The sequence below is a fragment of the Paenibacillus sp. sgz302115 genome (genome assembly GCF_056120445.1).
Genome location: NZ_JBVYOK010000003.1, coordinates 13,049 through 36,840 on the forward strand (window position 1 = coordinate 13,049; position 23,792 = coordinate 36,840).

Annotated in this window: 21 protein-coding genes; 18 read left to right on the top strand and 3 right to left on the bottom strand. The window is 49.0% G+C overall.

Annotated features, from left to right (window positions below):
• Window positions 1-361 precede the first annotated feature (361 nt).
• The 4 genes from AC0LWN_RS08320 to rplT all read left to right on the top strand — a co-directional run bounded on the left by AC0LWN_RS08320 (window position 362) and on the right by rplT (window position 3,049).
• Entirely contained in the window at window positions 362-1,603 is a 1,242-nt protein-coding gene (locus tag AC0LWN_RS08320) for a glycosyltransferase family 2 protein (RefSeq protein ID WP_474664188.1), read from the top strand.
• Between the two features lie 298 nt (window positions 1,604-1,901).
• Complete coding sequence (infC, locus tag AC0LWN_RS08325; protein ID WP_458964424.1) at window positions 1,902-2,399, top strand: translation initiation factor IF-3; 498 nt, start codon at window positions 1,902-1,904, stop codon at window positions 2,397-2,399.
• 57 nt (window positions 2,400-2,456) lie between these two features.
• On the top strand, window positions 2,457-2,657 hold the full coding sequence (gene rpmI, locus AC0LWN_RS08330; protein ID WP_019912828.1) for a 50S ribosomal protein L35: 201 nt from the start codon (window positions 2,457-2,459) through the stop codon (window positions 2,655-2,657).
• Between the two features lie 32 nt (window positions 2,658-2,689).
• Window positions 2,690-3,049 (top strand): 50S ribosomal protein L20, encoded by a 360-nt coding sequence (gene rplT / locus AC0LWN_RS08335; protein ID WP_458964423.1) that lies wholly within the window; start codon window positions 2,690-2,692, stop codon window positions 3,047-3,049.
• A gap of 80 nt (window positions 3,050-3,129) precedes the next feature.
• On the opposite strand, the gene AC0LWN_RS08340 is transcribed toward rplT, so the two are convergent.
• A complete protein-coding gene (locus AC0LWN_RS08340) occupies window positions 3,130-3,678 on the bottom strand; it encodes an acyl-CoA thioesterase (RefSeq protein ID WP_458964422.1) in 549 nt (182 codons plus the stop codon).
• 306 nt (window positions 3,679-3,984) lie between these two features.
• On the opposite strand from AC0LWN_RS08340, the gene AC0LWN_RS08345 reads away from it, so the two are divergent.
• The 5 genes from AC0LWN_RS08345 (at window position 3,985) to AC0LWN_RS08365 (ending at window position 9,380) form a co-directional block, all read left to right on the top strand.
• Complete coding sequence (locus tag AC0LWN_RS08345) at window positions 3,985-5,064, top strand: BMP family lipoprotein (protein WP_474664192.1); 1,080 nt, start codon at window positions 3,985-3,987, stop codon at window positions 5,062-5,064.
• A 171-nt stretch (window positions 5,065-5,235) separates the two neighbouring features.
• Window positions 5,236-6,774 (top strand): ABC transporter ATP-binding protein, encoded by a 1,539-nt coding sequence (locus tag AC0LWN_RS08350; RefSeq protein WP_474664194.1) that lies wholly within the window; start codon window positions 5,236-5,238, stop codon window positions 6,772-6,774.
• Complete coding sequence (locus AC0LWN_RS08355) at window positions 6,767-7,843, top strand: ABC transporter permease (RefSeq protein ID WP_458964419.1); 1,077 nt, start codon at window positions 6,767-6,769, stop codon at window positions 7,841-7,843. Before AC0LWN_RS08350 ends, AC0LWN_RS08355 begins: the two co-directional genes overlap by 8 nt.
• Window positions 7,844-8,800 (top strand): ABC transporter permease, encoded by a 957-nt coding sequence (locus tag AC0LWN_RS08360; protein ID WP_474664196.1) that lies wholly within the window; start codon window positions 7,844-7,846, stop codon window positions 8,798-8,800.
• 265 nt (window positions 8,801-9,065) lie between these two features.
• Window positions 9,066-9,380 carry a hypothetical protein gene (locus AC0LWN_RS08365; RefSeq protein ID WP_474664198.1) on the top strand — a complete coding sequence of 105 codons (315 nt, stop codon included), beginning with the start codon at window positions 9,066-9,068 and terminating at the stop codon, window positions 9,378-9,380.
• Here the strand turns inward: AC0LWN_RS08365 and AC0LWN_RS08370 are convergent.
• Window positions 9,377-9,838, bottom strand: coding sequence for a GNAT family N-acetyltransferase (locus AC0LWN_RS08370; protein ID WP_474664200.1), 462 nt, complete (start codon window positions 9,836-9,838; stop codon window positions 9,377-9,379). The two genes, AC0LWN_RS08365 and AC0LWN_RS08370, sit on opposite strands and share 4 nt — an antisense overlap.
• Before the next feature lie 588 nt (window positions 9,839-10,426).
• On the opposite strand from AC0LWN_RS08370, the gene ilvB reads away from it, so the two are divergent.
• From ilvB to AC0LWN_RS08395, 5 genes are all read left to right on the top strand, one after another.
• Window positions 10,427-12,175: a biosynthetic-type acetolactate synthase large subunit gene (gene ilvB / locus AC0LWN_RS08375; RefSeq protein ID WP_474664202.1), complete on the top strand. Its 1,749-nt coding sequence runs from the start codon at window positions 10,427-10,429 to the stop codon at window positions 12,173-12,175.
• Window positions 12,172-12,660, top strand: coding sequence for an acetolactate synthase small subunit (gene ilvN / locus AC0LWN_RS08380; RefSeq protein WP_458964414.1), 489 nt, complete (start codon window positions 12,172-12,174; stop codon window positions 12,658-12,660). The genes ilvB and ilvN overlap by 4 nt, the downstream gene beginning before the upstream one ends.
• A gap of 185 nt (window positions 12,661-12,845) precedes the next feature.
• Complete coding sequence (ilvC, locus tag AC0LWN_RS08385) at window positions 12,846-13,838, top strand: ketol-acid reductoisomerase (RefSeq protein ID WP_474664205.1); 993 nt, start codon at window positions 12,846-12,848, stop codon at window positions 13,836-13,838.
• Window positions 13,839-13,949: 111 nt separating this feature from the next.
• On the top strand, window positions 13,950-15,491 hold the full coding sequence (locus tag AC0LWN_RS08390; RefSeq protein WP_474664207.1) for a 2-isopropylmalate synthase: 1,542 nt from the start codon (window positions 13,950-13,952) through the stop codon (window positions 15,489-15,491).
• A 291-nt stretch (window positions 15,492-15,782) separates the two neighbouring features.
• Window positions 15,783-19,616: a collagen binding domain-containing protein gene (locus AC0LWN_RS08395; RefSeq protein ID WP_474664209.1), complete on the top strand. Its 3,834-nt coding sequence runs from the start codon at window positions 15,783-15,785 to the stop codon at window positions 19,614-19,616.
• A 105-nt stretch (window positions 19,617-19,721) separates the two neighbouring features.
• Here AC0LWN_RS08395 and AC0LWN_RS08400 read toward each other — a convergent pair whose 3' ends face one another.
• Window positions 19,722-20,870, bottom strand: coding sequence for a response regulator (locus tag AC0LWN_RS08400; RefSeq protein WP_474664211.1), 1,149 nt, complete (start codon window positions 20,868-20,870; stop codon window positions 19,722-19,724).
• A 202-nt stretch (window positions 20,871-21,072) separates the two neighbouring features.
• On the opposite strand from AC0LWN_RS08400, the gene AC0LWN_RS08405 reads away from it, so the two are divergent.
• Genes AC0LWN_RS08405 through AC0LWN_RS08420 form a run of 4 tightly spaced genes read left to right on the top strand, consistent with a single transcriptional unit; the run spans window position 21,073 to window position 23,702 of the window.
• A complete protein-coding gene (locus AC0LWN_RS08405) occupies window positions 21,073-21,615 on the top strand; it encodes an RNA polymerase sigma factor (protein ID WP_458964410.1) in 543 nt (180 codons plus the stop codon).
• On the top strand, window positions 21,612-22,067 hold the full coding sequence (locus AC0LWN_RS08410; RefSeq protein WP_474664214.1) for an anti-sigma factor family protein: 456 nt from the start codon (window positions 21,612-21,614) through the stop codon (window positions 22,065-22,067). Before AC0LWN_RS08405 ends, AC0LWN_RS08410 begins: the two co-directional genes overlap by 4 nt.
• Before the next feature lie 27 nt (window positions 22,068-22,094).
• The gene (locus AC0LWN_RS08415; protein WP_474664216.1) at window positions 22,095-22,592 is read left to right on the top strand and encodes a hypothetical protein; all 498 of its coding nucleotides are present in this window, start codon (window positions 22,095-22,097) and stop codon (window positions 22,590-22,592) included.
• 18 nt (window positions 22,593-22,610) lie between these two features.
• Window positions 22,611-23,702 carry a LiaF transmembrane domain-containing protein gene (locus tag AC0LWN_RS08420; RefSeq protein ID WP_474664218.1) on the top strand — a complete coding sequence of 364 codons (1,092 nt, stop codon included), beginning with the start codon at window positions 22,611-22,613 and terminating at the stop codon, window positions 23,700-23,702.
• Window positions 23,703-23,792: the final 90 nt, after the last annotated feature.

Below are 23,792 nucleotides of genomic sequence, written 5' to 3' on the forward strand. Positions count from 1 at the left end.
TAATCTGGTATATCCCTTAAAGCTGTCTTTATCATACTTTTTTCAGGCAGTCCATTTCAAGGAAAAGCTCGGTTAAGCTCGGAAAATGCCAGTTTTGACTTGGGAACCCCTTACGCCTTACAATGATTCAAGCAGGCAGAACACGTTTAAAAGGTAACAGAGAAAAAAGGAGTCCCTCAAGTGGAAATCCGTACACCGATTTTTAACGTGATAAATAAAACAGCAAGCCTGCCTCGCCAATAAAAGGGAATGCTCTTGGTCTTACTGTAAGGGATGCAACAAAAGGGTCAGAAAGAACGTTTATCAAGTAAAAGAGAGAAAAAAAAGAACACCAAGAGTGAAAAGGGGGCATCAAAAGGTCATGACAGACGCAGTGTTTGTTACGCTCCAAGTGATCTTGGCGGCAATCGCAGTCTATCAGTTTACTTTTTCATTGTTCGGACTGCACAAGCAAAAGAACAAGGCTAAGTTCGCTCCGGAAAAATCATTTGCTGTACTGGTTGCCGCACACAACGAGGAAGAAGTCGTCGGCGCGCTGATGGAGAATTTGAAGCAGCTAAATTATCCTAAGGAACTGTACGATGTATTCGTTATTTGCGACAACTGTACGGATGGTACGGCAAAAATTGTAAGAGAGCATGGCATGAATGCCTGCGTCCGCACCAACACCAATCTGCGCGGCAAAGGCTATGCGATTGAATGGATGCTCAAGGAGCTGTGGGCGATGCCGCGGCAATATGACGCTGTGGTGATGTTCGATGCGGACAACCTGGCGCATACCGAATTCCTGACGGAGATGAACAATGATCTCTGCACAGGGGCGCGGGTTATTCAAGGCTACATTGACACTAAGAATCCTGAGGATTCCTGGATTACCGCCGCTTACGGCGTATCTTACTGGTACATCAACCGGTTATGGCAGCTGTCGCGCCATAATCTGAATATGGCTAACTTTCTTGGCGGTACCGGCATGTGCTTCGAGACCAACCTGCTGAAGGAAATGGGCTGGGGAGCAACAAGTCTGGTTGAGGATTTGGAATTTACGATGCGCAGCGCATCGAAGGGCGTCTACCCAAGATTCAACTATGACGCCAAGGTTTTTGATGAGAAGCCGCTGACGTTCAAGGCTTCCTCGAGACAGCGGCTGCGCTGGATGCAGGGGCACTTTACAGTTGCCCGCCGTTATTTCTTTCCTTTGCTATGGCAAAGTATTAAAGAACGCAGTCTGACGAAGTTTGACCTGGCGCTCTACGGGGCCAATGTCTACATCGTGCTGCTGACGTTCCTGATGACTGCGGTGATGTGGGTCGACAACTCGCTGTTCGATGGTCCGCATATTGCCAATATTTATGGTCAACTACCGCTTTGGCTTGGCTATCTCGCGGTTGGAGCCAACATTCTGACGTTCCTGCTCGCAATGGCGCTGGAGAAGGTCAAATTCAAGAAGGTATATCTGTATTTGCTGGTTTTCCCAATCTACCTGATCTCCTGGTATCCCATCACGTTCTATGCGTTTTTCACGCAGAACAACAAGCAATGGAGCCATACCAAGCATACGCGTGTCGTAAGGCTTGAGGAAGTGCAGAGCAAACAGGTATCGTAAGAACTGGCTGCAGAAGTTTTTGAGAAAATATTTCCGGGTGCTATTGACACTCCTTGCCCGAGTGATGTATAGTATTCAAGTGTGCAAAACATAGGGATTGCAAGCAGAAGCACCGGCTTCTCACCTGACTGGCAAATACGCCAGCTGGTTTTGATCTCAATGCTTTATGGATGTATAATTCATGAACGTTGATCAAACGGGGTGTCGGGAGTTACCGGCACCCCTTTTTTAATGGAGAACCGCAAACAAATTATTGCCTAAGTAGATCCGGAGGTGGAGAGTTATCAGTAAGGAACATATGATCAATGATGAAATTCGGGCCAAAGAGGTCCGTTTGGTTGGAGCGGAAGGCGAGCAAATTGGCATCAAGCCAATTCGCGAAGCGTTGCAAATGGCGATTGATCTTAATCTGGATTTAGTCAACGTAGCGCCGCAGGCGAAGCCGCCAGTATGCCGCATCATGGATTACGGCAAGTTCCGTTATGAAACACAGAAGAAAGAGAAGGAAGCGCGCAAGAACCAGAAGGTCGTGGACATCAAGGAAGTCTGGTTCCGTGCTAACATTGAGGAACATGATTATCAGACCAAGTTCCGCAATGTGGTCAAGTTCCTGGGTGAAGGCGATAAAGTGAAGTGCTCCGTACGTTTCCGCGGACGTGAGATTACACACGCCAGCATCGGTCAGAAGATCCTGGAACGTGTTAAGAGTGAAGTGGAAGAGATTTCTGTTGTTGAGCGCCAGCCTAAGCTGGAAGGCCGCAGCATGATTATGATCTTGGCTCCCAAAGCCCAATAAATTTGGAGCCACTTGCACAGCAATTTGGCGCCGCATAATATTCAAGGAGGAAACACCATGCCTAAAATGAAAACCCACAGCAGTCTGAAAGGCCGTTTCAAGATTACCGGATCCGGCAAAGTACTGCGTTACAAAGCTCACAAGAACCACTTGCTGTCCCACAAATCGAAACGCGCAAAACGCGTATTGAACGGCAATCCAGTAATGGCCCCTGGGGATGTAAGACGTTTGAAACAAGGACTAGCTAACTTGAAATAGTTTTATCACACATTTTTGGGAGGTTTATTAATATGGCAAGAGTTAAAGGCGGATTTGTAGTTCGTCGTAGACATAAAAAAGTATTGAAGCTGGCAAAGGGTTATTTCGGTTCCAAGCATCGCATTTTCAAAACAGCTAACGAGCAAGTAATGAAGTCGATGGTATACGCATACCGTGACCGTCGTCAGACTAAACGTAACTTCCGTAAACTGTGGATCGTTCGTATTAATGCTGCAGCCCGTTTGAACGGTCTTTCCTATAGCAAGCTTGTATTCGGCCTGAAGCTGGCTGGCGTAGAAGTGAACCGCAAAATGCTGGCTGACCTGGCAGTAAACGACATTAACGCATTCAACTCTCTGGCTGTAGTAGCCAAAGAGAAGATCAACGCGTAAAGCTTAGAAGTAACCGAAAAGCACCGCCTGCGGGGTATCCCGTGTGACGGTGCTTTTTTGTGGCGTAAATAACCGCCTTGCTATTCCCAATATTTTGTGGTACTAAGCTGGGAAGCCAGTGTTTTGCTGCTTGTTCTTCTGATCTTGCGCAGCTCAGAACGCTCGGCTGCAGATTCGCTGATGAGCTTCTCTTCATCGGTCTCAGCGACAATCGCCGGAACGGGGGCCGGAGTGCCGTCTTCATGAACAGCAACGAAGGTCAGGAAGGAAGTCGCGGCAACAGCGCGCTCGCCTGTATATAGGTTCTCGGAGATGATTTTGACGAATACCTCTATACTGGTTCGGCCTGTCCAGGAGACGAAGGATTCGAAGCAGACGGAATCCGAGGGTCTGATCGGCAGGAGAAAGTCCACGGAATCCGCAGAGGCGGTCACCACGTTGGTACGGCAGTGGCGCATGGCGGAGATGGAGGCGACTTCATCAATGGTGCTCATGAGCTTGCCGCCGAACAGTGTTTTGTGATTGTTTACATCATTAGGAAACACACGTCCTGTTTTGAAAACACGGGATTCACGGCAGAATTTAGAGGCAGGCGCAGCTTGAGGGTTGTTTTGATTCTTGTCATCCATTTGTCAGTACTCCCTTTTCATACAATATGTAAACATTCATGATAATAGAAAACCAATCTCTGTGCAATACTATTTATAGTGCCCCAGAGCTGAAGATGGAAATTCGAGGATTTCTAACATGATTTGAGCTTTTTGTTGACATGTCGTGTCATAGTAAGCGATTTCTTGTGAAAAAATGCAAATAATTATTGACCTGAGGTCATTAATAGACTGGATTTTAGGTTTTTTAGCAGGTATAATTTGAGCTAATGGTATGTCCAAGCAGAACACAGAAGACATCCAATTTCTTAAGGGGGAACTCGATCAATGAAAAAGGTTTATCAGCTTTCTCTTGTTATGTTGCTCGCATTCACTGTCATTCTGGCAGGCTGCGGAAACAACAACAAAACAAACAATGCAGCAAGCACTAACGCTGGAGCAGCAACTAACGCACCAGCCGAAGCAACAGAAGCACCAACTGAAGCTCCTAAAACAGATGTTAAAATTGGTCTCGTAACTGACGTAGGCGGAGTAAACGACAAATCGTTTAACCAATCCGCTTGGGAAGCTCTGCAGGCTCTTGAAAAAGAATCCGGCGTTGAAATCAAATATCTGCAAAGTAAATCCAATGCTGACTATGAACCGAACCTTAACCAATTTGTTAAAGGCGGCTACAACCTGACTTGGGGTATTGGTTTTGATCTTGGCGACGCTGTTAAAAAGGTTGCTACTGAGAATCCTAACGCTAATCTGGCGATCATCGACAGCGTAGTAGAAGCTCCTAACGTTGAGTCTGTTACTTTCTCCGAAAACGAAGGTTCCTACCTGGTTGGTGTGGTTGCCGGTTTGACAACCAAAACCAACAAAGTAGGTTTCATCGGCGGTATGGAAAGCCCGGTTATCAAACGTTTTGAAGTTGGCTTCAAAGCTGGCGTGGAAGCTGTAAACCCTAATGCAAAAGTAACCATTACTTATGCAGGTGCTTATGACAAACCAGATACTGGTAAATCCTTGGCAGCTACTCTGTACGATGCTGGCAATGACATCATCTTCCCTGCTGCCGGCGCAACAGGTAACGGCGTATTCAACGAAGCTAAATCCCGTAACAAAGCAGGCGGCACTAAAGTATGGGTTATCGGCGTAGACAAAGACCAATCCCTGGAATTTGGCGACGACGTAACTTTGACTTCCATGATCAAACGTGTTGACGAAGCTGTTAAGAAAGTTTCCCAACAGGTTGTTGACGGAACATTCAAAGGCGGCACTACAACTGTACTGGGTCTGAAAGACAACGGCGTAGGCCTTCCTGAAACATCCAAAGCTAACGTATCCGCTGAAATTCTTGCCAAAGTTGACGAATACAGCAAAAAAATTGTTGACGGAACAATCAAAGTTCCTACTGAGTAATCCCGATTCACATTTTCTAGCTGGACTATAATAAACAACGACAAGGCCGGTTATTGAGCTGGCCTTGTTCCCTGTTAAAGTATCCGTAATAGGAACACAGCAGTGCCGTCCTTAAGGGGCGGTACAGCCGTGTCTATGGCAATATATATATTCTGTGATGAGGGTGATTCCATGAGTGCTGCGGCTCCTGTCGTAGAGTTGAAGCAAATCACAAAACGCTTTCCCGGTATCGTCGCGAACGACTCCATTAGTCTGACGCTGCAAAAAGGGGAGATTCACGCGCTGCTTGGTGAGAACGGGGCAGGCAAATCGACCTTGATGAATATCGTATTCGGACTGTACCAGCCCGATGAAGGCAGCATCGAAATCGACGGGAAACCGGTTATTATTGATAGTCCCAATAAAGCGATTGAGCTTGGCATTGGGATGGTTCACCAGCATTTCAAGCTTGTAGAGCCTTTTACGGTAACCGAGAATATCGTTCTGGGTATGGAACCGAAAAAAGGTCTTAAAATCGACTATAAATCCGCCGCGGAGCAGGTCCGCAAGCTATCGGAGCAGTATGGCCTTCAAGTCAATCCGAATGCGAAGATTCATGACATTTCGGTCGGCATGCAGCAAAGGGTAGAAATTATGAAGACCCTGTACCGCGGAGCGGATATACTTATATTCGACGAGCCTACCGCTGTGCTTACGCCGCAGGAAATTACGGAACTTATGGCGATTATGAAGCGGCTCGTTGCAGAGGGCAAGTCCATTATTCTTATAACACACAAGCTTAAAGAAATTATGCAGATTTCTGACCGGGTTACCATTATCCGCCGGGGTAAAGTCATAGATACTGTGAAGACTTCAGATACGAATCCTAATGAGCTGGCCGAAAAAATGGTGGGACGCGGCGTAACCTTCAAGGTGGACAAGCAGGCCCCGCAGATCGGCTCCAGTGTCTTGAAGCTGTCTAATGTCAGCAGCAAGAGCAAGGAAGGTGTCGCTGTACTCAATGGACTTAGCTTTGAAGTGAAGGCTGGCGAAATTCTGGGCATCGCAGGAGTCGACGGCAATGGACAAAGCGAGCTGATTCAGGCGATTACCGGTCTGCGCAAAATTGATTCCGGGTCCATCACAGTATCCGGCAAAGAAATTGCCAATCTGTCTCCACGCAAAATTTCTGAGATGAACGTGTCCCATATTCCGGAGGACCGTCATAAGCACGGTCTGGTGCTCGACTTTACTGTAAGTGAGAACATGGTTCTCGAGACGTATTATAAGAGCCCTTATAACCAGAATGGCTTCCTTAACAAAGAAGTTATTGATCAGCATGCCGAAAAATTAGTCAAGCAGTTTGATGTGCGTACTCCTTCTATTGAGAATAAAGCGCGTTCCTTGTCGGGCGGTAATCAACAAAAAGCGATTATTGCGCGGGAAATAGATAAGAATCCGATACTCCTGATTGCGGCCCAGCCAACGCGTGGTCTCGATGTCGGAGCCATTGAATTTGTACAGAAGCAACTCATCGAACAGCGTGACCAAGGCAAGGCTGTGCTGCTGATTTCTTTTGAGCTGGATGAAATTATGAATGTGTCCGATAGAATTGCCGTTATTTACGAAGGGCAGATTGTCGGCGAAGTATTCCCGCAGGATACGAATGATCAGGAGCTCGGTCTGATGATGGCGGGAAGCTTGAAGCGGGGAGGCCATGCGGATGTCTAGATTCAAAAAAATCTTTGCGACCGACAGCTATATTGTTCCATTGGTCGCGATTGTAATGGGCTTCCTGGTAGGAGCCATTGTTATGCTGGTCGGCGGCTACGACCCTATTGCCGCATACTCCGCACTGTTTAAACGCGTTTTCGGCACTCCGTATGACTTCGGTGAAGCAATACGCGAAATGACGCCGCTGATGTTCACAGGGCTTGCGGTGGCTTTTGCCTTCCGTTCAGGGATGTTCAACATCGGTGCGGACGGTCAGGTGCTGATCGGTATGACTGCAGCTTCTGTAGTTGGAATTAAGTTTGCCGGCAGCATCCCGACATTTGTGCTGGTGCCGCTTGCGGTGATCATTGCCGGCCTCTGCGGCGGTCTCTGGGCAGGCATTGCCGGTTACCTGAAGGCGAAACGCGGGATCAATGAAGTTATTACTACAATCATGCTGAACTGGATTGCGCTTTTCTTATCCAATTATATTGTCAGAACGTTCCTGCTGCTTCCCGGACAGAACCGTTCGCAGGACATTCCGGCTTCGCTCTCAATGACGTTCCTGAATTCAATATTTGATAATGCCCGTCTGCACTGGGGAACAGTCCTGGCGCTTTGCGCAGCCGTGTTCTTCTATGTGTATTTGTGGAAAACCAAACAAGGCTACGAAATGCGTGCGGTTGGTCTGAATCCTCATGCTGCTGAGTATGCAGGGATGAACGTCGGGCGCAACGTTATAAAGGCGATGTTCATTAGTGGTGTTTTTGCCGGATTAGCGGGAGCTGGAGAGGTGCTTGGCGTATTCCATTACCAATCCGTCTTTGCGGCATCGCCAGGCTACGGCTTTGACGGTATCGCTGTTGCCTTGCTGGGCTTGACGCATCCGCTGGGTGTAATCCTGGCCGCTATCCTGTACGGTTCTTTAACCTATGGTTCTGCGGGAATGAGCTTTGGAGCGGATGTTCCTCCCGAACTGATCCGTATTGTCATTGGCTCAATTATTTTCTTCATTGCGGCTCAAGGAATAGTGCGTTGGGTGCTTAAACCGTTCTACCTCAAGCGCAAGAAAGAGAAGGTGTTATAGATGGATGTAGTAGTATTAGGCCAATTGCTCAATACAACGCTTGTTTTTTCCACAGCGCTGATATTTGCTGCCCTCGGGGGCATCTTCTCTGAACGCTCCGGTGTTGTAAATATCGGACTTGAAGGCTTGATGATGTTCGGTGCTTTTGCCGCAGCGGTGGGCGGATATTATGCTCAGGATGCCGGCATGGGAGCTTGGGCTCCTTGGATTGGCGTGCTGTGTGCGATGGCAGTGGGCGTACTGGGTGCGCTGATTCATGCTGTTGCGTCGATTACGTTTAAGGCTGACCAGACCATCAGTGGTACGGTAATTAACTTTCTGGCAGCCGGCAGCACCCTTTATGTTGTAAAGCTGATCTTCGACGGAGCCGGTGAAACACCACTTCTGGATGGCTTCAGCAAGATAGCGATTCCCAAGCTCTCCGAGATTCCGGTTATCGGTGAAGGGATATTTAATTCCTATCCGACAACCTACTTGGCGATCATACTGGTTATTGTAATTTATTTCGTGCTCTTCAAGACCCCGTTTGGGCTCCGTTTGCGCGCTGTCGGCGAGCATCCGAGTGCTGCGGATACTCTGGGCGTCAACGTGAAACGGATGAGATATATCGGCGTCATGCTGAGCGGCATGCTCGCTGGTATTGGCGGAGCCACGATTACACTTACGACAACAGGTACTTTTGCGCATAATACGATTTCCGGTCAGGGCTTTATCGCCATTGCGGCAATGATCTTCGGGAAATGGAATCCGCTTGGTGCTTTCGGCGCGGCTGTTTTCTTCGGATTTTCCCAAGCGATCCGCAACTATGTTCAATTGTTCGAATGGTCCAAAAACATTCCTCAGGAATTCATCTTCATGATTCCTTATGTATTGACTATTATTGTTCTGGTCAGCGCGGTTGGCCGTTCTTCGGCTCCTAAGGCATTAGGTGAACCTTACGACCCTAGCAAGCGCTAGTCCTTGGTCATTACTTGTAAAAACGCATTTCCGGTTTTTTCGGAAATGCGTTTTTTTTGTTGAAACATCTATCAGTAGGACTGATGAAAACATAAAAAGGGCAGAAGTACAGAAATCCAAACATTCCCCGCAGTTACGACCAAACCCCAATATGAAAATCTATAGTTTAACTGATCTAGTGAAGTCAGAGGGGCAAGCGTACAGGCGAAGATGCATGTCTGCGAATAGACTGTTTTGAGATGAAGTCATTTTAGGAGGGATAATTATGGTACAGCCGGTAACGAAGGAGCATGTGATGAAGCTGGTGGGTAAAAACATTGTTGCAGTTAAGAAGGATGGCTCCAAAGTGATGGGCAAGCTGGTTCGCGTTTCGGGAAATCGCCTCATTTTAAAACAAATGAACGGTAAAAAAGTACAAACAAAAGCATTGATTCCGCTGGTGCTGTTTGATTTGCTGGCTATTGGCACGGCTCCATATGCTTATGGAGGCTATGGTTATCCTGGCGTCCCTTATGGTGGCTACGGCCCTGTTCCTGGACCCTATGGCCCCTACGGACCAGGTCCTGGCGTGTTCTTTTAGGCTCTGAATCTGCTGTCCAATTGTTTTTCGAATTCATAGCAATAGTTTTGCGGCTGATAACGGGCTACGCTGTAGCCCAATTTTTGATAAAAGGAAACGCCTGGCGCATTCCCGGAATCCACCGATACTTTGGCCCTCAGGCATCCGCGTGATAGTGCAAACCGTTCCGCCCGGTCCATGAGTAAATTTCCCCAGCGTTTTCGTCTTGCGGAAGGGGTAACGGCCAGCATATCTATATATAGCAAATCACCGTGCAGCATGAAGTGGACAAACCCCAGCGGATCGCTCTCATAATCGGGACAAGCTACAAGAGTAACCCCTTGCCCCAGCCGCCGGGGCAGATCTTTTCGGACCTGGTTGATCACGGTCTGCGGAAGATGCGATAATGGCACCAGCTGCTTTTCAATTAATTCAAGAATGACGGTGTCATCCTGCTTGGGTCTGCGGTAACGAATCATAAAAGCGCCCCCTTCACGCATTGTCGTACATCATATGCCCGCAGTGGTGTGGGCGTTCCGAAAAAAATAGAACATGTTTTTGTGACATTCTCGGAAAAGAGGGTATTGACTAACCGTGTGAGGAATCATATAATGTGTCTAAACATTTTATCGAATATACATGCATCGGCAATGATGAGGACGAAGTTTTAAGGGCTCTTTTGCTCAGAGAGTGAGAGGAACTGCTGCAACCTCCACCAGAATCCCTTATATACGAGCTCACCTCGGAGCTGTTTCCCTGAAAGGTCCATCGGCAAGAGTGGTGGAATTATTAGGGGGAATCGTTTGGTCCGCGTTAGGGACTTCAGGTTACAAAGATTTGGGCCCTGCCTACATCGATGGATTTTTGTTACCTGATAAGGCGTTGCATCGTGAGATGTAATGCAAACATGGGTGGTACCACGGAAGATCAACCTTTCGTCCCTCACGCGCTTCTCTTCTGCGCGTGGGAGGCGAAAGGTTTTTTTGTTGCCAAGAACCTTAACTGTTGTATAAAAGACGGTCTGTCATTTGCATAATGAATGTTAACTATCGAAGGGAGGAATACTGATGAGCGCGCAAATACCAGAAGTGCGGTCTACAGAGCAGTTACGTGAGAAATGGAAGAAGCCGGAGGTGATTACCGGTTCCGAAGTCCTGCTGCGCAGTCTGGTGCTGGAAGGTGTAGATACGGTATTCGGATATCCCGGCGGAGCGGTATTGTACATCTATGATGCTCTTCACGGCTTCGACGATTTCAAGCATATTCTGACACGGCATGAGCAAGGCGCGATTCATGCGGCTGACGGCTATGCCAGAGCAAGCGGCAAAGTGGGCGTTTGCATTGCAACCTCCGGCCCGGGAGCAACCAACCTGGTGACGGGCATCGCCACCGCCTTTATGGATTCCGTTCCGCTGGTTGTAATCACCGGGAACGTATTTTCCAGCCTGATTGGTACCGATGCGTTTCAGGAAGCGGATATTACAGGGATAACGATGCCAATTACGAAGCATAGCTATCTTGTACGCGATGTTGAAGATCTGCCGCGCATTATTCATGAAGCATTCCATATCGCTAATACTGGACGTAAGGGTCCAGTGTTGATAGATATTCCAAAGGACGTATCGGCAGCACAAACCTTGTTTACACCGGTACAGCAGCAAGGCGTCAATCTTCGCGGCTACAATCCGCGCACCGTTCCGAACAAGCTTCAGCTCGACAAGCTGGTTCGTGCCATTTCCGAAGCAGAACGTCCAATCATCATTGCAGGCGGGGGCGTTATCTACTCAGGAGCTCATGAGGCGATGCACGAATTCGTGAAGCGGACGCAAATTCCAATCACCACAACCCTGCTGGGGCTGGGCTGTTATCCAAGTGCGGATGAGCTGTGGATGGGAATGCCCGGCATGCACGGGACTTATACCGCGAACAATGCTATCCAGCAATGTGATCTGCTGATTAATATCGGTGCCCGGTTCGACGACCGTGTGACCGGCAAGCTGGACGGCTTTGCGCCAAAAGCAAAAATTGTCCACATTGATATTGATCCGGCGGAAATCGGTAAAAATGTATCGGCTGATATTCCGATTGTTGGCGATGTGAAGACGGTACTTGAAATGCTGATTCCTGATGTAAGCCGGGCTAACAATGCCGATGCATGGAGAAGCCAGATTGCGGAGTGGAAGCGGGATTATCCGCTGCGTTACAATGATTCGGAAACTGAGCTGAAACCGCAGTGGGTTATTCAAATGATCAATGACACCACTAAGGGTGAGGCGATTGTTACTACGGATGTAGGCCAGCATCAGATGTGGTCTGCGCAATATTATCAGTTCAATCATCCCCGCTCATGGATTACTTCCGGGGGACTTGGAACAATGGGCTTCGGATTCCCTTCGGCCATCGGAGCGCAAATGGCTCAGCCGCAGCGGCTGGTAGTATCCATTAACGGTGACGGAGGCATGCAGATGTGCTCCCAGGAGCTTGCCATCTGTGCGCTCAACAACATACCGGTCAAAATTGTTGTCATCAACAACCAGGTTTTGGGTATGGTCCGGCAGTGGCAGAATCTCATCTATGAGAAGCGCTACAGCTACACCGATCTCGGAGGCAGCCCGGATTTTGTCAAGCTGGCTGAGGCTTATGGTGTAAAAGGACTTCGGGCAACGAACAAAGAAGAAGCTGGCGCAGCGTGGAAAGAAGCACTGGAAACGCCGGGACCCGTTCTGGTAGAATTCGTTGTTCCCAAAGACGAAAATGTCTACCCGATGGTAACTCAAGGGTCAACCATCGATCAAATGCTGATGGGGGATGAATGACAGTGATGAGGCATACGATTTCAGTGCTTGTGAATGACCAGCCAGGTGTGCTGCAGCGGGTTTCCGGACTGTTCGGACGCCGGGGCTTCAATATTGAGAGTATTACCGTTGGACAGTCTGAGGAAGCCGGGCTGTCCCGTATGGTAATCGTTACGCTGGGTGACCAGCACACGCTGGAGCAGATTGAGAAGCAGCTCTACAAGCTGATTGATGTGATCAAGGTCGTGGACCTCGGCTCCAAACCAATGGTTGCCCGGGAGCTGGCCTTGATCAAAGTCAAAGCTGAGCCGGCGGAACGGCCGGAAATTATGGGTGTTGTCGAAACCTTCCGCGCGTCAGTAGTGGATATCGGCTCAACCAGCCTTCTGGTGCAGGTGGTTGGAGATACTCAGAAGATTGATGCGATGATTGAGCTGCTTAAGCCATATGGCATTAAAGAGCTCTCACGCACAGGGGTTACAGCAATGATTCGCGGCAACGTCTAATCGTTATATTTTACGGCTTTAACGGATTGCTGCTGGTTTGCATTAATTTGATAAGATAATGGCATGGTAATTCCCGCGAAAGAGCGGGGGCTTGAGGAGCAGCCCGAACTTAATTACATGCTTGCCGGCTCTCTTGAAGCACCCGCTCTTTACGATGGGTCCCAAATTAAAGGAGGATATTGACAATGGCAGTGACAACGTACTATGAACAGGATGCAGAACTCAGTGTATTAAAAGGGAAGACAATTGCAGTAATCGGGTACGGCAGCCAAGGGCATGCCCAGGCACAGAACCTGCGTGACAGCGGTCTTCAAGTTGTCATCGGCCTTCGTGAAGGTAAATCGTTCGAAACCGCAAAAAATGACGGCTTTGAAGTATTGCTGGTAGCTGAAGCAGTATCCCGTGCAGATGTAGTGCAAATTCTGATGCCGGACGAAACACAGGCATCCGTATATAAAAATGAGATCGAACCGAACCTCAAAAAAGGTGCGGCGCTGATGTTCTCCCACGGCTTCAACGTGCATTTTGGCCAAATCGTTGCTCCTAAGGATGCGGACGTGCTGCTGGTAGCCCCTAAATCCCCGGGCCACATGGTTCGCCGTACTTATGTTGAAGGCTTTGGCGTTCCCGGCCTGATCGCAATTGAACAGGATGCAACCGGTAATGCTCAAGCTATCGGTCTTGCTTATGCCAAAGGTATTGGCTGTACCCGAGCAGGGGTTATTGAAACCTCGTTCCGTGAAGAAACCGAAACAGATTTGTTCGGCGAGCAGGCAGTGCTTTGCGGCGGTGTATCCGCGCTTATCAAAGCCGGCTTCGAAACACTTACAGAAGCAGGTTATGCTCCTGAGATGGCTTACTTCGAGTGCTTGCATGAAATGAAGCTGATCGTTGACCTGATCTATGAAGGAGGACTTGCAACAATGCGTGATTCCATCAGTAACACTGCGGAATACGGCGATTATGTAACTGGACCGCGTATCATTACTGATGAAACCAAAAAAGCAATGAAAGCAGTTCTCAGCGATATTCAACAAGGTAAATTCGCACGTGACTTTATCCTTGAGAACCAATCGGGCCGTGCCTTCCTGACTGCTACACGCCGCAATGAAGCCGCTCATCCGGTTGAAGTAGTGGGCAGCCAGCTGCGTGAAATGATGCACTGGATCAAAAAATAGTCTCATATCCTTGAGATAATGAATGTATTATAGTGTGATTCTCAGATGCGGCCCTAATTTTGCGGGCCGCATTTGAGGGTTTAGGGACAATCTTTTCAGGAGGTGCTCAGCTTGCGGAAAATATATGTGTTCGACACGACGCTGCGTGACGGAGAGCAGTCGCCGGGTGTGAATCTGAACACACGTGAGAAGGTAGAAATCGCATACCAGCTCGAGAAGCTGGGAATTGACCGTATGGAAGCGGGATTTCCCGCAGCTTCGCCGGGGGATTTGGCTGCGGTAAATGCAGTGGCGAGAGCCGTGAAGAACGTCACGCTGATCGGCCTATCCCGTTCCAGAGAAAGCGACATCGACGCGGTGCGTGAAGCGCTGAAGGGGGCGCAGGACCCTTGCATTCATCTGTTCCTGGCGACCTCACCGATTCACCGGCAGCATAAGCTGCGGATGGAAAAGGCAGAGGTGCTGGAAACCGCGCAGGCAGCGATCCGCTATGCCAAGAAGTATTTTTCCAAGCTGGAATTCTCGCTTGAGGATGCTGGCCGTACAGAACGTGATTTTATGGCCGAAATGGTGGCGATGGCGATTCGTGAAGGTGCAAGTGTAGTCAATATTCCGGATACTGTGGGATACCTGAACCCTTCGGAATATGGAGCGATCTTCAAGTTCCTCAAAGACACCGTGCCAGACATCGAGAAGGTACAGCTTAGTGCCCACTGTCATAATGACCTTGGTATGGCTACCGCCAATACCCTTGCTGCGATTCAGAATGGTGCGGATCAGATTGAAGGTACGATCAATGGCATCGGCGAACGTGCCGGCAATACCGCTATTGAAGAGGTGGCGATGGCACTGGAGACCCGCAGCGAATTTTTTGGTGCGAAGACCTCGCTGGTATTGTCTGAAATCTCCCGTACCAGCCGTCTGGTCAGCAAGCTGACCGGGATGGTCGTCCCTGGCAACAAGGCGATTGTTGGAGCGAATGCTTTTGCCCATGAGTCCGGGATTCACCAGGATGGCATGCTGAAGGAGAAGACCACCTACGAGATCATGACACCGGAAACGATTGGACTTAAGGAGAGCAAGCTGGTGCTCGGCAAGCATTCCGGCCGCCATGCGTTCCGTGACAAGCTCAGTGATCTGGGTTATGAGCTTACCGAGGAAGAATTGAATGTTGCCTTTGCGAAATTCAAGGATCTGGCGGATAAGAAGAAGGAAGTCTCTGATGAGGACATACTGGCGCTGCTGGAAGCGCGTCTGATTGATACGCCGGAAATTTTCAGTCTGCAGACGATTTATGTGACGTATGGCAATGAAGCTACGCCAACGGCCAAGGTAGTTATTAACGGGCCGGAGCCGCAGCCGATTGTTGCAGTTGCTGAAGGCAATGGCTCGGTGGATGCGATCTACAACGCTATTGACCAGGCGACTGGTGAGGAAGTTACGCTGGGAGATTATTCGATCAAAGCGGTAAGCCGGGGCAAAGACGCGCAGGGCGAGGTTCATGTCGTAATGTCGCAAGACGGGGTTGCCGCACAGGGACGTGGTCTCAGCACGGATATTCTGGAGGCGAGCGCAAGAGCCTATCTGGATGCGCTGAACAAGCTGCTGGAGAAGCGTAAATCCTTTACACAGCACGATCACGCGAGCCTGTAAAGCCCTTCACTTTATTTAAATAAGAAAAAAACAATAGAAGCTGTCCAGACTGTAGAGCGAATCTACGGTTTGGGCGGCTTTTTTTTGTGAAAATATAAGGATTTATATGTTTTACGCCATAAATCATCCTTATATTTCTCGCTGAAACGGATACCGTCCTTTTAAGGACGGCGTAGCCGTTTCTACTTGCTTTGTTCATATCTGTTCAGAAATTGTTCATGTGGGGAGATTACAGTTACAGTTGCTGGCACAAATATTTGAACTAAAGAAAGGGAGGCTTGTTGTAAAACGATGTTGAAAAAAAGATTAGCAGTCATACTTAGTTTTCTTATACTAATCGTACAAGGTGCTTATGGGTTTGGCTTCAACACAGAAGTTAGTGCAGCATCGACACAGATCACTGATAATATCATTACCAGTGTAACCATGTCCGTATATGATAATGGTGTTCCTGTAACGGATGTGGTCTACAAGCAGGGAGCCGAGGTTAAGCTGAGCTATGATTGGGCGCTTCCGGATGATACTTATCATGGCGGGGCTACATATAGTTTTAATCTGCCCAATAACTTTGTGCTTGCCAGTGACATCATGGGTACCCCGCTTAAGTCGGACGGCATTACGCTGGGCCATTTCGATGTGCTGAAGGGCAGCCCCAACAAGGTTGTGATGACCTTTGGCGATGACAATGACACTGACAAATTTTTTGGAGTGCATGGGTCTTTTACCATCAGCACGAAATTCGATAAAGCCAGCTTCACGGAAACGACCGTGCAGAAGATTGTATTTCCGATTGACGGAGGCAACCAGACGGTAACGCTTCAATTTATTCCTGATGTCCCCTCTACAATTAGCAAAAGTGGCGTAGCTGTCGGCTCTAATGCAAACAACTTAAACGCCAAAAAAATCACTTGGTCCGTGGACGTGAATAAGGTTCTGTCAAATGTCTATGGAGCGAGTGTAACCGATACGCTTCCGGCAGGTCTTGCATTAGTGAGTCCGCTAGATGTAAAGGTATATGAGCTTAATGTGAAGCTGGACGGCTCAGTCACCCAGGGGGCGGAAATCGCTTCTTCCCGTTATGTGGCTACAACCCCGGGCGGGAAGCTGAACGTTGCTTTTAATGATTCACCTATCACGGGAGCTTACCGGGTTCAATTTACTACGGATATCACCGATTCTACCAAGACGAGCTTCACCAATAATGCATCCTTCAGCGGTACCGGGCTGGCGGCAGCGACGGCGTCGGCAACAGTTAACGTCAGCAACGGCTCGCCTTTGAAGAAAATCTCCAGCGACTACAAATCCGCAACACAGGTTACGTATTGGGAGATCAATTATAACTACAACGAGGCAACCGTTGCTCAGGCTGACGCCGTGCTCAAGGATTATTTCAACAACACTCAAGAGCTGGTAGCAGGTTCTATGCAGGTGTTCCCGGTGAGCTTCGTGAGTAACTCTGCAGGTGTTGCAGATCCCACTGAGGTGAACAATTATACGGTGAGTGCACCTTCAGTTCCGGTTAGCGGCAAGAACGGTTTTGAACTGAAGTTCAACAGCGATATCAACAGCGCCTATAAAATTAAATACCAGACGAAAGCCATCAATCGTGTACTGAACGATGAGACGATTAGCAACTCGGTTACATCAGGCACGGTAAGTACTTCAGCAACACGCGATATCAGTCAGGTGATTATCAATAAAAGTGTTGCCGACTACAACTATGCCTTGAAAACTGTAAAGTGGTCCGTGTCCATCAATGGTGACAGCTACCCGATGGATGAGGTAGTCGTTAAGGATGTCTTTACCCATAAGGGACTAAAGATTGTTCCAGGCACTATTGTTGTTAAGAAAGGTGCAAGCACGATTACTTCGGGCTTCACGATTGAGAATCAGAATGAGTCCACCGGGTTTGACGTAAAATTCGACTCGCAGATCACCGGACCTTATACCATATCATACGAGACCTACTTCGATAACAAATGGCTTGACTACAATTGGTTGACTAAGGCAGCCCAATTTGAGAATAAAGCTGCAATCGAATGGAAAGATCCCGGCTCGACCACTGTGAACACGAAGACCGATACGGCTACCTTTAATCCGAACCCATCGGAAAAGGCTAACGGATTCAAGAACGGTGTGTACAATGCGGTGAGCAAGGAAATTACCTGGACGATCGGGGTCAATTACAACCGCAACCCGCTTGCCAGCGCAAAAGTAACAGATACTCTCACTGACCAGCAGAAGTACGTTCCCGGTTCGGTAGAGGTGTATGACCTGACTGTCGGCAAAGACGGGAATTCCACCAAAGGCTCGACCAAGCTTACACTCGGTACAGATTATACAGTAGCTTATACCGATAGCAGCAAGCTGCTGGAAGTACAGTTCAAAAAGCCAATTAATACGGCCTACTATGTTATTTTCAAAACAAGCCTGCAAGGGGAGCTGGTCGATAGTCCAACGATTTACAATACCGCGAACCTGTACAGCGAAGGCGACAAGGAATCTCAGGATTTGACCGCTTCGCTGACTATACCGAAGGCGAATGAATTCGTCTCGAAAAGCGGAACACAAAGCAATACTAAGATCAAGTGGTCCGTTAACATCAACTATAGCTTGTCGTATGTAGAAAAAGCTGTTCTGACCGATGATCCAAGCGACAATCAAATTCTGGTGGCTGATTCGTTCAAGCTGTACCCGACCACGGTCAATGCGGCTGGCGACATCACCAAAGTAACAACGCCTCTGAGCAAGGGAACGGACTACGATCTTGTAATCAGCACTGATGAGGATACGGGCAAACAGCAATTTGTGCTCTCCTTCAAGGCACCTATTGAGAAAGCCTACATTCTCGAGTACGAGTCGCTGATTGTGGCCAATAATAACGATAAGGTGTCCAACAGCGTGAAATTGAGCGGAGAGAACTCTACTACGATTACCAAGCAAAGCACCAAGGATATCATCGTTGCCCTCTCTACAGCGGACGGGGTGGGAGAAGGCACCAGAAAAACTCTGAATGTTGTAAAAGAGGATGCGGCAGATCATTCACTGCTGAGCGGAGCCACCTTTGCGCTTTACCGGAAATCCGGTTCAACCGAAGTGCTCTTCAGCACACTAACAACGGATGCGGCAGGAAAGGCAGTCTTTAAAAACCTGTGGCCGGGAAGCTATGTATTACAGGAAATCGCTGCCCCTGCCGGGTATATTGTTAATTCTGCCAAAATACCTGTGACGTTTGGTTCAACAGCAGCAACAACCTTAACTGTTCCTAACCAAAAGATTGCAACGGCAACGCCGACAGCATCACCGACACCAACAGCAACACCGACGGTATCACCTACAATGACACCAGCAGCAACACCAACACCAACAGTAGCACCAACAGCGACATTAACACCAACAGCAACACCAACAGCAACACCAACAGCGATACCAACAGCAACACCAACAGTGACACCAACAGCGATACCTACAGCAACACCAACAACGATACCAACAGCGACACCAACGGCAACACCAACAGCGACACCAACACCAACGCCGATTCCGGTGCCGGATTATTCAACACCGACACCAGTGACATCGACGATACCAGGAGTCATTGTTACGCCTGCACCATCGGCAACAGCGACACCAACGGCAACTATATCGCCAAGTGCATCGCCGTCTGCATCGCCAACCGCTACGCCAGTACAGACGCCAAAGGCAACCAGTACGCCGGCCGCTCCGCAGGCTACATCGGCTACTACGCTTCAGGATATCCCGATCGAAGGTGAGATCCCGCTAGGCGGCGTTCCAAGCATCGGTAATGATCCAGCCCATGGTACGGTAACTATCACACTGGATGGCAAATGGAAATATACTCCTGACCCGGGGTATACGGGAAAAGACAAATTTACAATTATCTTGACCGATGAGGACGGCAATGAGGAAGAGGTGGTCATTGAAGTAGATGTCGATGAAGTGCCAAAAGGTACGGTAACCGATACTACGGACGATGGTTTGCCTGGCAAGCTTCCACAGACCGGAGAAGAGAGTCCTCTCCCGCTGTACTTAACAGGCGGTGGACTTATTATTCTGGGAGCTATTCTGGCGAGAAGATTTAAGTCACCCAAGAAACCGGAGTAGCCTCAAGCAAGACTAGAAGCAGCAGACCAGTAATATTAAAAAATGCCAAAGACATTCCGTGCAGGTCGGGTGTCTTTGGCATTTATTTTTTTGTTCAAGAATATCTTATAGGCTCTTCATGTTATGTTCTTTCCAATTCTCATACCAGGTTCTAATATTCGCCGGCAACTCGATACTGAGCTCATGGTTTAGAAGTTCCGTGAGAATATTATACTGGTCTTCGACCGCCGAGCGCTCTCCAATGCTGTCATATACCTTCATAAGCCCCAAGTAACCCTGCTCAAAATAAGGCTGAAGCTTCACGATCCGCTGGTACACGGTTACCGCTTCGGCAATTTTTCCGCTGTCCACATAGAATTCGGCGATCCCCATCGCATGATGGAGCCAAATGGTCCGCAGGCGCTGGCGTTCACTCTCCGCCCACAGATAATCGTAATCGCTCAAATAGTCTCCGGAGTAGAAATCAAACAAACGTTGATGCTCCTCATAGTTCATGGGGTTTATCGCATTCTGGGCAAGGATGCTTTTCTCCCATTCGAAGCTGTCGATGAGCAAGTCTCCCGTCTCAAGGGTGTATCCCTCGCCGCCGCTGACATTGCTGATCTGCAGCTCAATCTCTGCTTGCTTCAGACACTGACGTACCTGATACACAGTTGTATATAGGTGAGTTGAGGCCTTTTTGAGGTTGGCATTCGGCCAGAGCAGCTCAATTAAGCTGTCCTTGCTGACAAAACGGTTGCGGTTATGAAATAAATAGGCGAATAACTCCTGAGCCTTGGAGGTGCGCCAGCGGATAGCCGGCAGCGGCTGGCCGCCCCGCTCAAAACGCAGGGATTGAAAGCTGCGGATCATAATCTCATTTGCGGGTTTCATGATGAGACTCTGCTCCTGGCTCAATCGTTCCTCCACCCGCTGGATGGTCTTGAGCAGGCGGTCCCGCCGTGCCGGCTTCAGAACATAATCAAGGGCGTATAGCTCGAAGGCCTCCACGGCATAGCTATTATAGGCGGTAACGAATACAATGCTTGCCCGGGGGTACTCGCTTTGCATGGCCTCCGCCGCCTGTACCCCATTCATTTCGGGCATATCAATGTCCAGAAAAATAACATCAGGCGCCAGACTTGCCGCTGCAGTAACAGCTTCGGCCGGATCGGTATAAGTGGCGATTACTTCTACTGTTGTCAATTCTTCCAGCATCAGCTTCAATTTCATGAGAGCAAGCCGTTCATCATCCACAAGCATCGCTCGAATCATTATTATCTCACCATTTCTTTAAGTAGTAATAATAGCTAATTTCGACAAAAACCTCTGTTTTTCCTTCTATAGTGGAGGAACCTGCTGTAGGATATAGGGGGAGAGGGCTTTTTGGCCGGCTCAAAAATTTATTTTATTCGGTGCAGGGGATGTCATCTGTCCGGCGTCTAACGTTATGAAGCTGAAGGAGGGGAGAACTACCTTGGAAGAGACAGAATGGATATCTGCTGTGCTAAACGGAGAGCATCAGGCCTTTGGGCATTTGGTGACGCGTTATCAAGGCATGGTGTATCGGGTATGCATTAAGATTACAGGAGAAGCCGAGTCAGCCAAGGATATGGCCCAGGAGGTTTTTATCAAAGCCTACAAGGCGCTCCCTTCCTTCAGAGGGCAATCGTCGTTCTCTACCTGGCTGTACCGGATCGCTTACCGGACCTGTCTGGACTGGAAACGGGCCAATGACAGGGAATGGCGGCACCGCAGTACGGCAGATTATACCGAGAACGACTGGGTGACATCGCAAACGCCTGAGCATGCGCTGCTTCGCAAGGAAGCATCCGAGGCGCTTGGCGAGAATCTAAACAATCTCACGGAGCCGTACCGGTCGGTCGTGCAGATGTATTATTTTCAGCGTCACTCTTATCAGGAAATTGCCGACCAGAAAGGTGTTTCCGTAAAAACGGTGGAATCACAGCTGTATCGGGCCAGACAGATGATGCGCAAAAGCGGGGAGGATTGGCGATGAATTGTGCAACAGTAAAAGAGTGGATGCCGCACTATATTGACGGTTTGTTGTCTCCCGAGGTGGAGCTGAGAATCCGCCTGCACATCGAGTCTTGCCAGGACTGCGCGCAGTGGCTGGAGGAAGCCAGGGAAATGGCGGCACTATGGAATGAAATGGAGATGGATCAGAAGTCTGTGCACGCACAGGACTATCCTGATATTACTGCGGGTGTGATGGCTCATATTGAGCAGCTCGAGACGGTACGCCGGGAACGTGCGGTCAGAGCCACGACGGCTAGACGCCGCACAGCTCCGAGAACCTCATGGGTGCACTATGGAGTCGCGGTTGGTCTGACTCTCATCCTGCTGCAGCTCGGTGTATTCAAAGATATGGCATACGGAATTACTGAGATTAACGGGCATATGTCTACTTCAGTCAGCGCCTGGCTGGACCATAACGGAGCAAAAAAGTAAAAGTACTTTCAAATAGGAGGATATTATATGATTAAGAAAAGACGCTGGCTTACCTTTTTTCTGGCCATTATTCCAGGACTCGGCCATATGTATCTGGGGTTCAAAAAAATGGGACTTGAATATATGCTGGGAGCATCGCTCTGTATTATATTGATCCCTTCCATGCCTACGGTATTTCCATTTGTGCTGGCGGCGCTATGGTTCTATCAATTATTTGATGCCCTGCAGAAAGCAGCCTGGATGAAAATATCCGCCGAAGAGCACGAACGGATGATGTTCCATCCGGACAGCTTCGGAGCGCCGTGGAGCATGGGGATGCCCTCGGCTCCGCCCTATCCAAGTGATGATGTGAGTCCGGTCTGGGTTGGTTTCAGCTGTGTAGGTGCAGGAATTCTGCTGCTTATTGTTACCACCTTCCCGGGGCTCTGGGAGCTGCTTACCGAAATGAATATTGGCTCCATTCTGCTGGCACTGGCCTTGATTGGCTACGGGCTGAGAATGCTGAAGAAAAATTCAAAAGTATAGAGAAATGGGGAATTATCCATGGGGAGATGGAAAATCGGCAGCTTTACCGCAGCTCTGGGCTGTATCGCACTGGGCGTCATTATTGTACTGGCCCAGTTTGATGTAATTACCTACCAAGCGCTGAATTATATCTGGCCCGCGCTGCTTATTCTTTTTGGAGTGGAAATGCTGCTGAGGCTCTTCATCAAATCGGATGCCAAAACCCGTGTAAGCGGCTGGGCCATAGTTCTGATTATTGTACTGGTTATTGCCAGTGGAGCCCAGTCGGCTGTGGCCGGCGGCTCGCTAAGCGGAATTTTCGGCAAGACACAGCTTGTTCCGGTTAATGGAACAGTGGACGTGAAGGCGGAGATCAAGAAAGTAAGGATTGAACTGCCGGCCGGGAAGGTCAAAGTTGAAGGTGTGGAAGGCAGCTCGCTAGAGTATGAAGGCAAGCTGGAGCTGCCGGGAAGCTCGGAAAGTGAAGCCACGGACGCACTTGCGCAGAAATGGAAAGTGACGCCTCAAGGAGACACGCTGATCATGGAGCTGGAAGGAGACATGGGCTGGCTTGCCGGTATCCGTATTGGATTCAACTTCAAGGACCCTTATCTGAATGTCAGCCTTCCCCGGAATCTGGAGGTTGAAGTCCAAACGAGCGACGGTTCCATAGAAGCGGGAAAGCTGCAGTCCGGTATTGAAGTTGATACCAGCAACGGGAAGCTGGACATTCATGATGTTGCCGGCGGTGTAGATGCACATACCAGCAACGGCGCGCTGACCGTACAGAATTTGCAGGGTGAAGTGAAGCTAGTCAGCTCTAATGGTGCCCTTAATTTGAGCAATATCGACGGTTCGGTTACTGCTAAGAGCAGCAACGGCAGAATCACAATCAACTCGCCGATTACAGGCGATTGGGATTGTTCCTCCAGCAATGGCAAGATTGTTGTAGGCGTTCCGGCAGCAACGGATGCCAAGATCACTGCCGATACCAGCAACGGCTCGCTGAAGGGCAATGTCAACTGGGATGGAGACGACAACAGTCATGGAACGGTTGTCCTTGGCAGTGGAACGCATAACGTTACATTGTCTAGCAGCAACGGATCAGTAACAGTGGATACAGCGCAGTAATCCAGTAAAAAAGAGCTGTCCTCCCAGCAGATGTTCTGCCGGGGGAACAGCTCCTTTTTTTGATTATAGCTGCCCACTAGAGGCGCGGGC

What these genes read in the sequence shown, in the direction of transcription:
- AC0LWN_RS08320 (WP_474664188.1), top strand. Translation starts at nt 362, where the DNA reads ATGACAGACGCAGTGTTTGTTACGCTCCAAGTGATCTTGGCGGCAATC.
- infC (WP_458964424.1), top strand. Translation starts at nt 1,902, where the DNA reads ATGATCAATGATGAAATTCGGGCCAAAGAGGTCCGTTTGGTTGGAGCG.
- rpmI (WP_019912828.1), top strand. Translation starts at nt 2,457, where the DNA reads ATGCCTAAAATGAAAACCCACAGCAGTCTGAAAGGCCGTTTCAAGATT.
- rplT (WP_458964423.1), top strand. Translation starts at nt 2,690, where the DNA reads ATGGCAAGAGTTAAAGGCGGATTTGTAGTTCGTCGTAGACATAAAAAA.
- AC0LWN_RS08340 (WP_458964422.1), bottom strand. Translation starts at nt 3,678, where the DNA reads ATGGATGACAAGAATCAAAACAACCCTCAAGCTGCGCCTGCCTCTAAA.
- AC0LWN_RS08345 (WP_474664192.1), top strand. Translation starts at nt 3,985, where the DNA reads ATGAAAAAGGTTTATCAGCTTTCTCTTGTTATGTTGCTCGCATTCACT.
- AC0LWN_RS08350 (WP_474664194.1), top strand. Translation starts at nt 5,236, where the DNA reads ATGAGTGCTGCGGCTCCTGTCGTAGAGTTGAAGCAAATCACAAAACGC.
- AC0LWN_RS08355 (WP_458964419.1), top strand. Translation starts at nt 6,767, where the DNA reads ATGTCTAGATTCAAAAAAATCTTTGCGACCGACAGCTATATTGTTCCA.
- AC0LWN_RS08360 (WP_474664196.1), top strand. Translation starts at nt 7,844, where the DNA reads ATGGATGTAGTAGTATTAGGCCAATTGCTCAATACAACGCTTGTTTTT.
- AC0LWN_RS08365 (WP_474664198.1), top strand. Translation starts at nt 9,066, where the DNA reads ATGGTACAGCCGGTAACGAAGGAGCATGTGATGAAGCTGGTGGGTAAA.
- AC0LWN_RS08370 (WP_474664200.1), bottom strand. Translation starts at nt 9,838, where the DNA reads ATGATTCGTTACCGCAGACCCAAGCAGGATGACACCGTCATTCTTGAA.
- ilvB (WP_474664202.1), top strand. Translation starts at nt 10,427, where the DNA reads ATGAGCGCGCAAATACCAGAAGTGCGGTCTACAGAGCAGTTACGTGAG.
- ilvN (WP_458964414.1), top strand. Translation starts at nt 12,172, where the DNA reads ATGACAGTGATGAGGCATACGATTTCAGTGCTTGTGAATGACCAGCCA.
- ilvC (WP_474664205.1), top strand. Translation starts at nt 12,846, where the DNA reads ATGGCAGTGACAACGTACTATGAACAGGATGCAGAACTCAGTGTATTA.
- AC0LWN_RS08395 (WP_474664209.1), top strand. Translation starts at nt 15,783, where the DNA reads ATGTTGAAAAAAAGATTAGCAGTCATACTTAGTTTTCTTATACTAATC.
- AC0LWN_RS08400 (WP_474664211.1), bottom strand. Translation starts at nt 20,870, where the DNA reads ATGATTCGAGCGATGCTTGTGGATGATGAACGGCTTGCTCTCATGAAA.
- AC0LWN_RS08410 (WP_474664214.1), top strand. Translation starts at nt 21,612, where the DNA reads ATGAATTGTGCAACAGTAAAAGAGTGGATGCCGCACTATATTGACGGT.
- AC0LWN_RS08415 (WP_474664216.1), top strand. Translation starts at nt 22,095, where the DNA reads ATGATTAAGAAAAGACGCTGGCTTACCTTTTTTCTGGCCATTATTCCA.
- AC0LWN_RS08420 (WP_474664218.1), top strand. Translation starts at nt 22,611, where the DNA reads ATGGGGAGATGGAAAATCGGCAGCTTTACCGCAGCTCTGGGCTGTATC.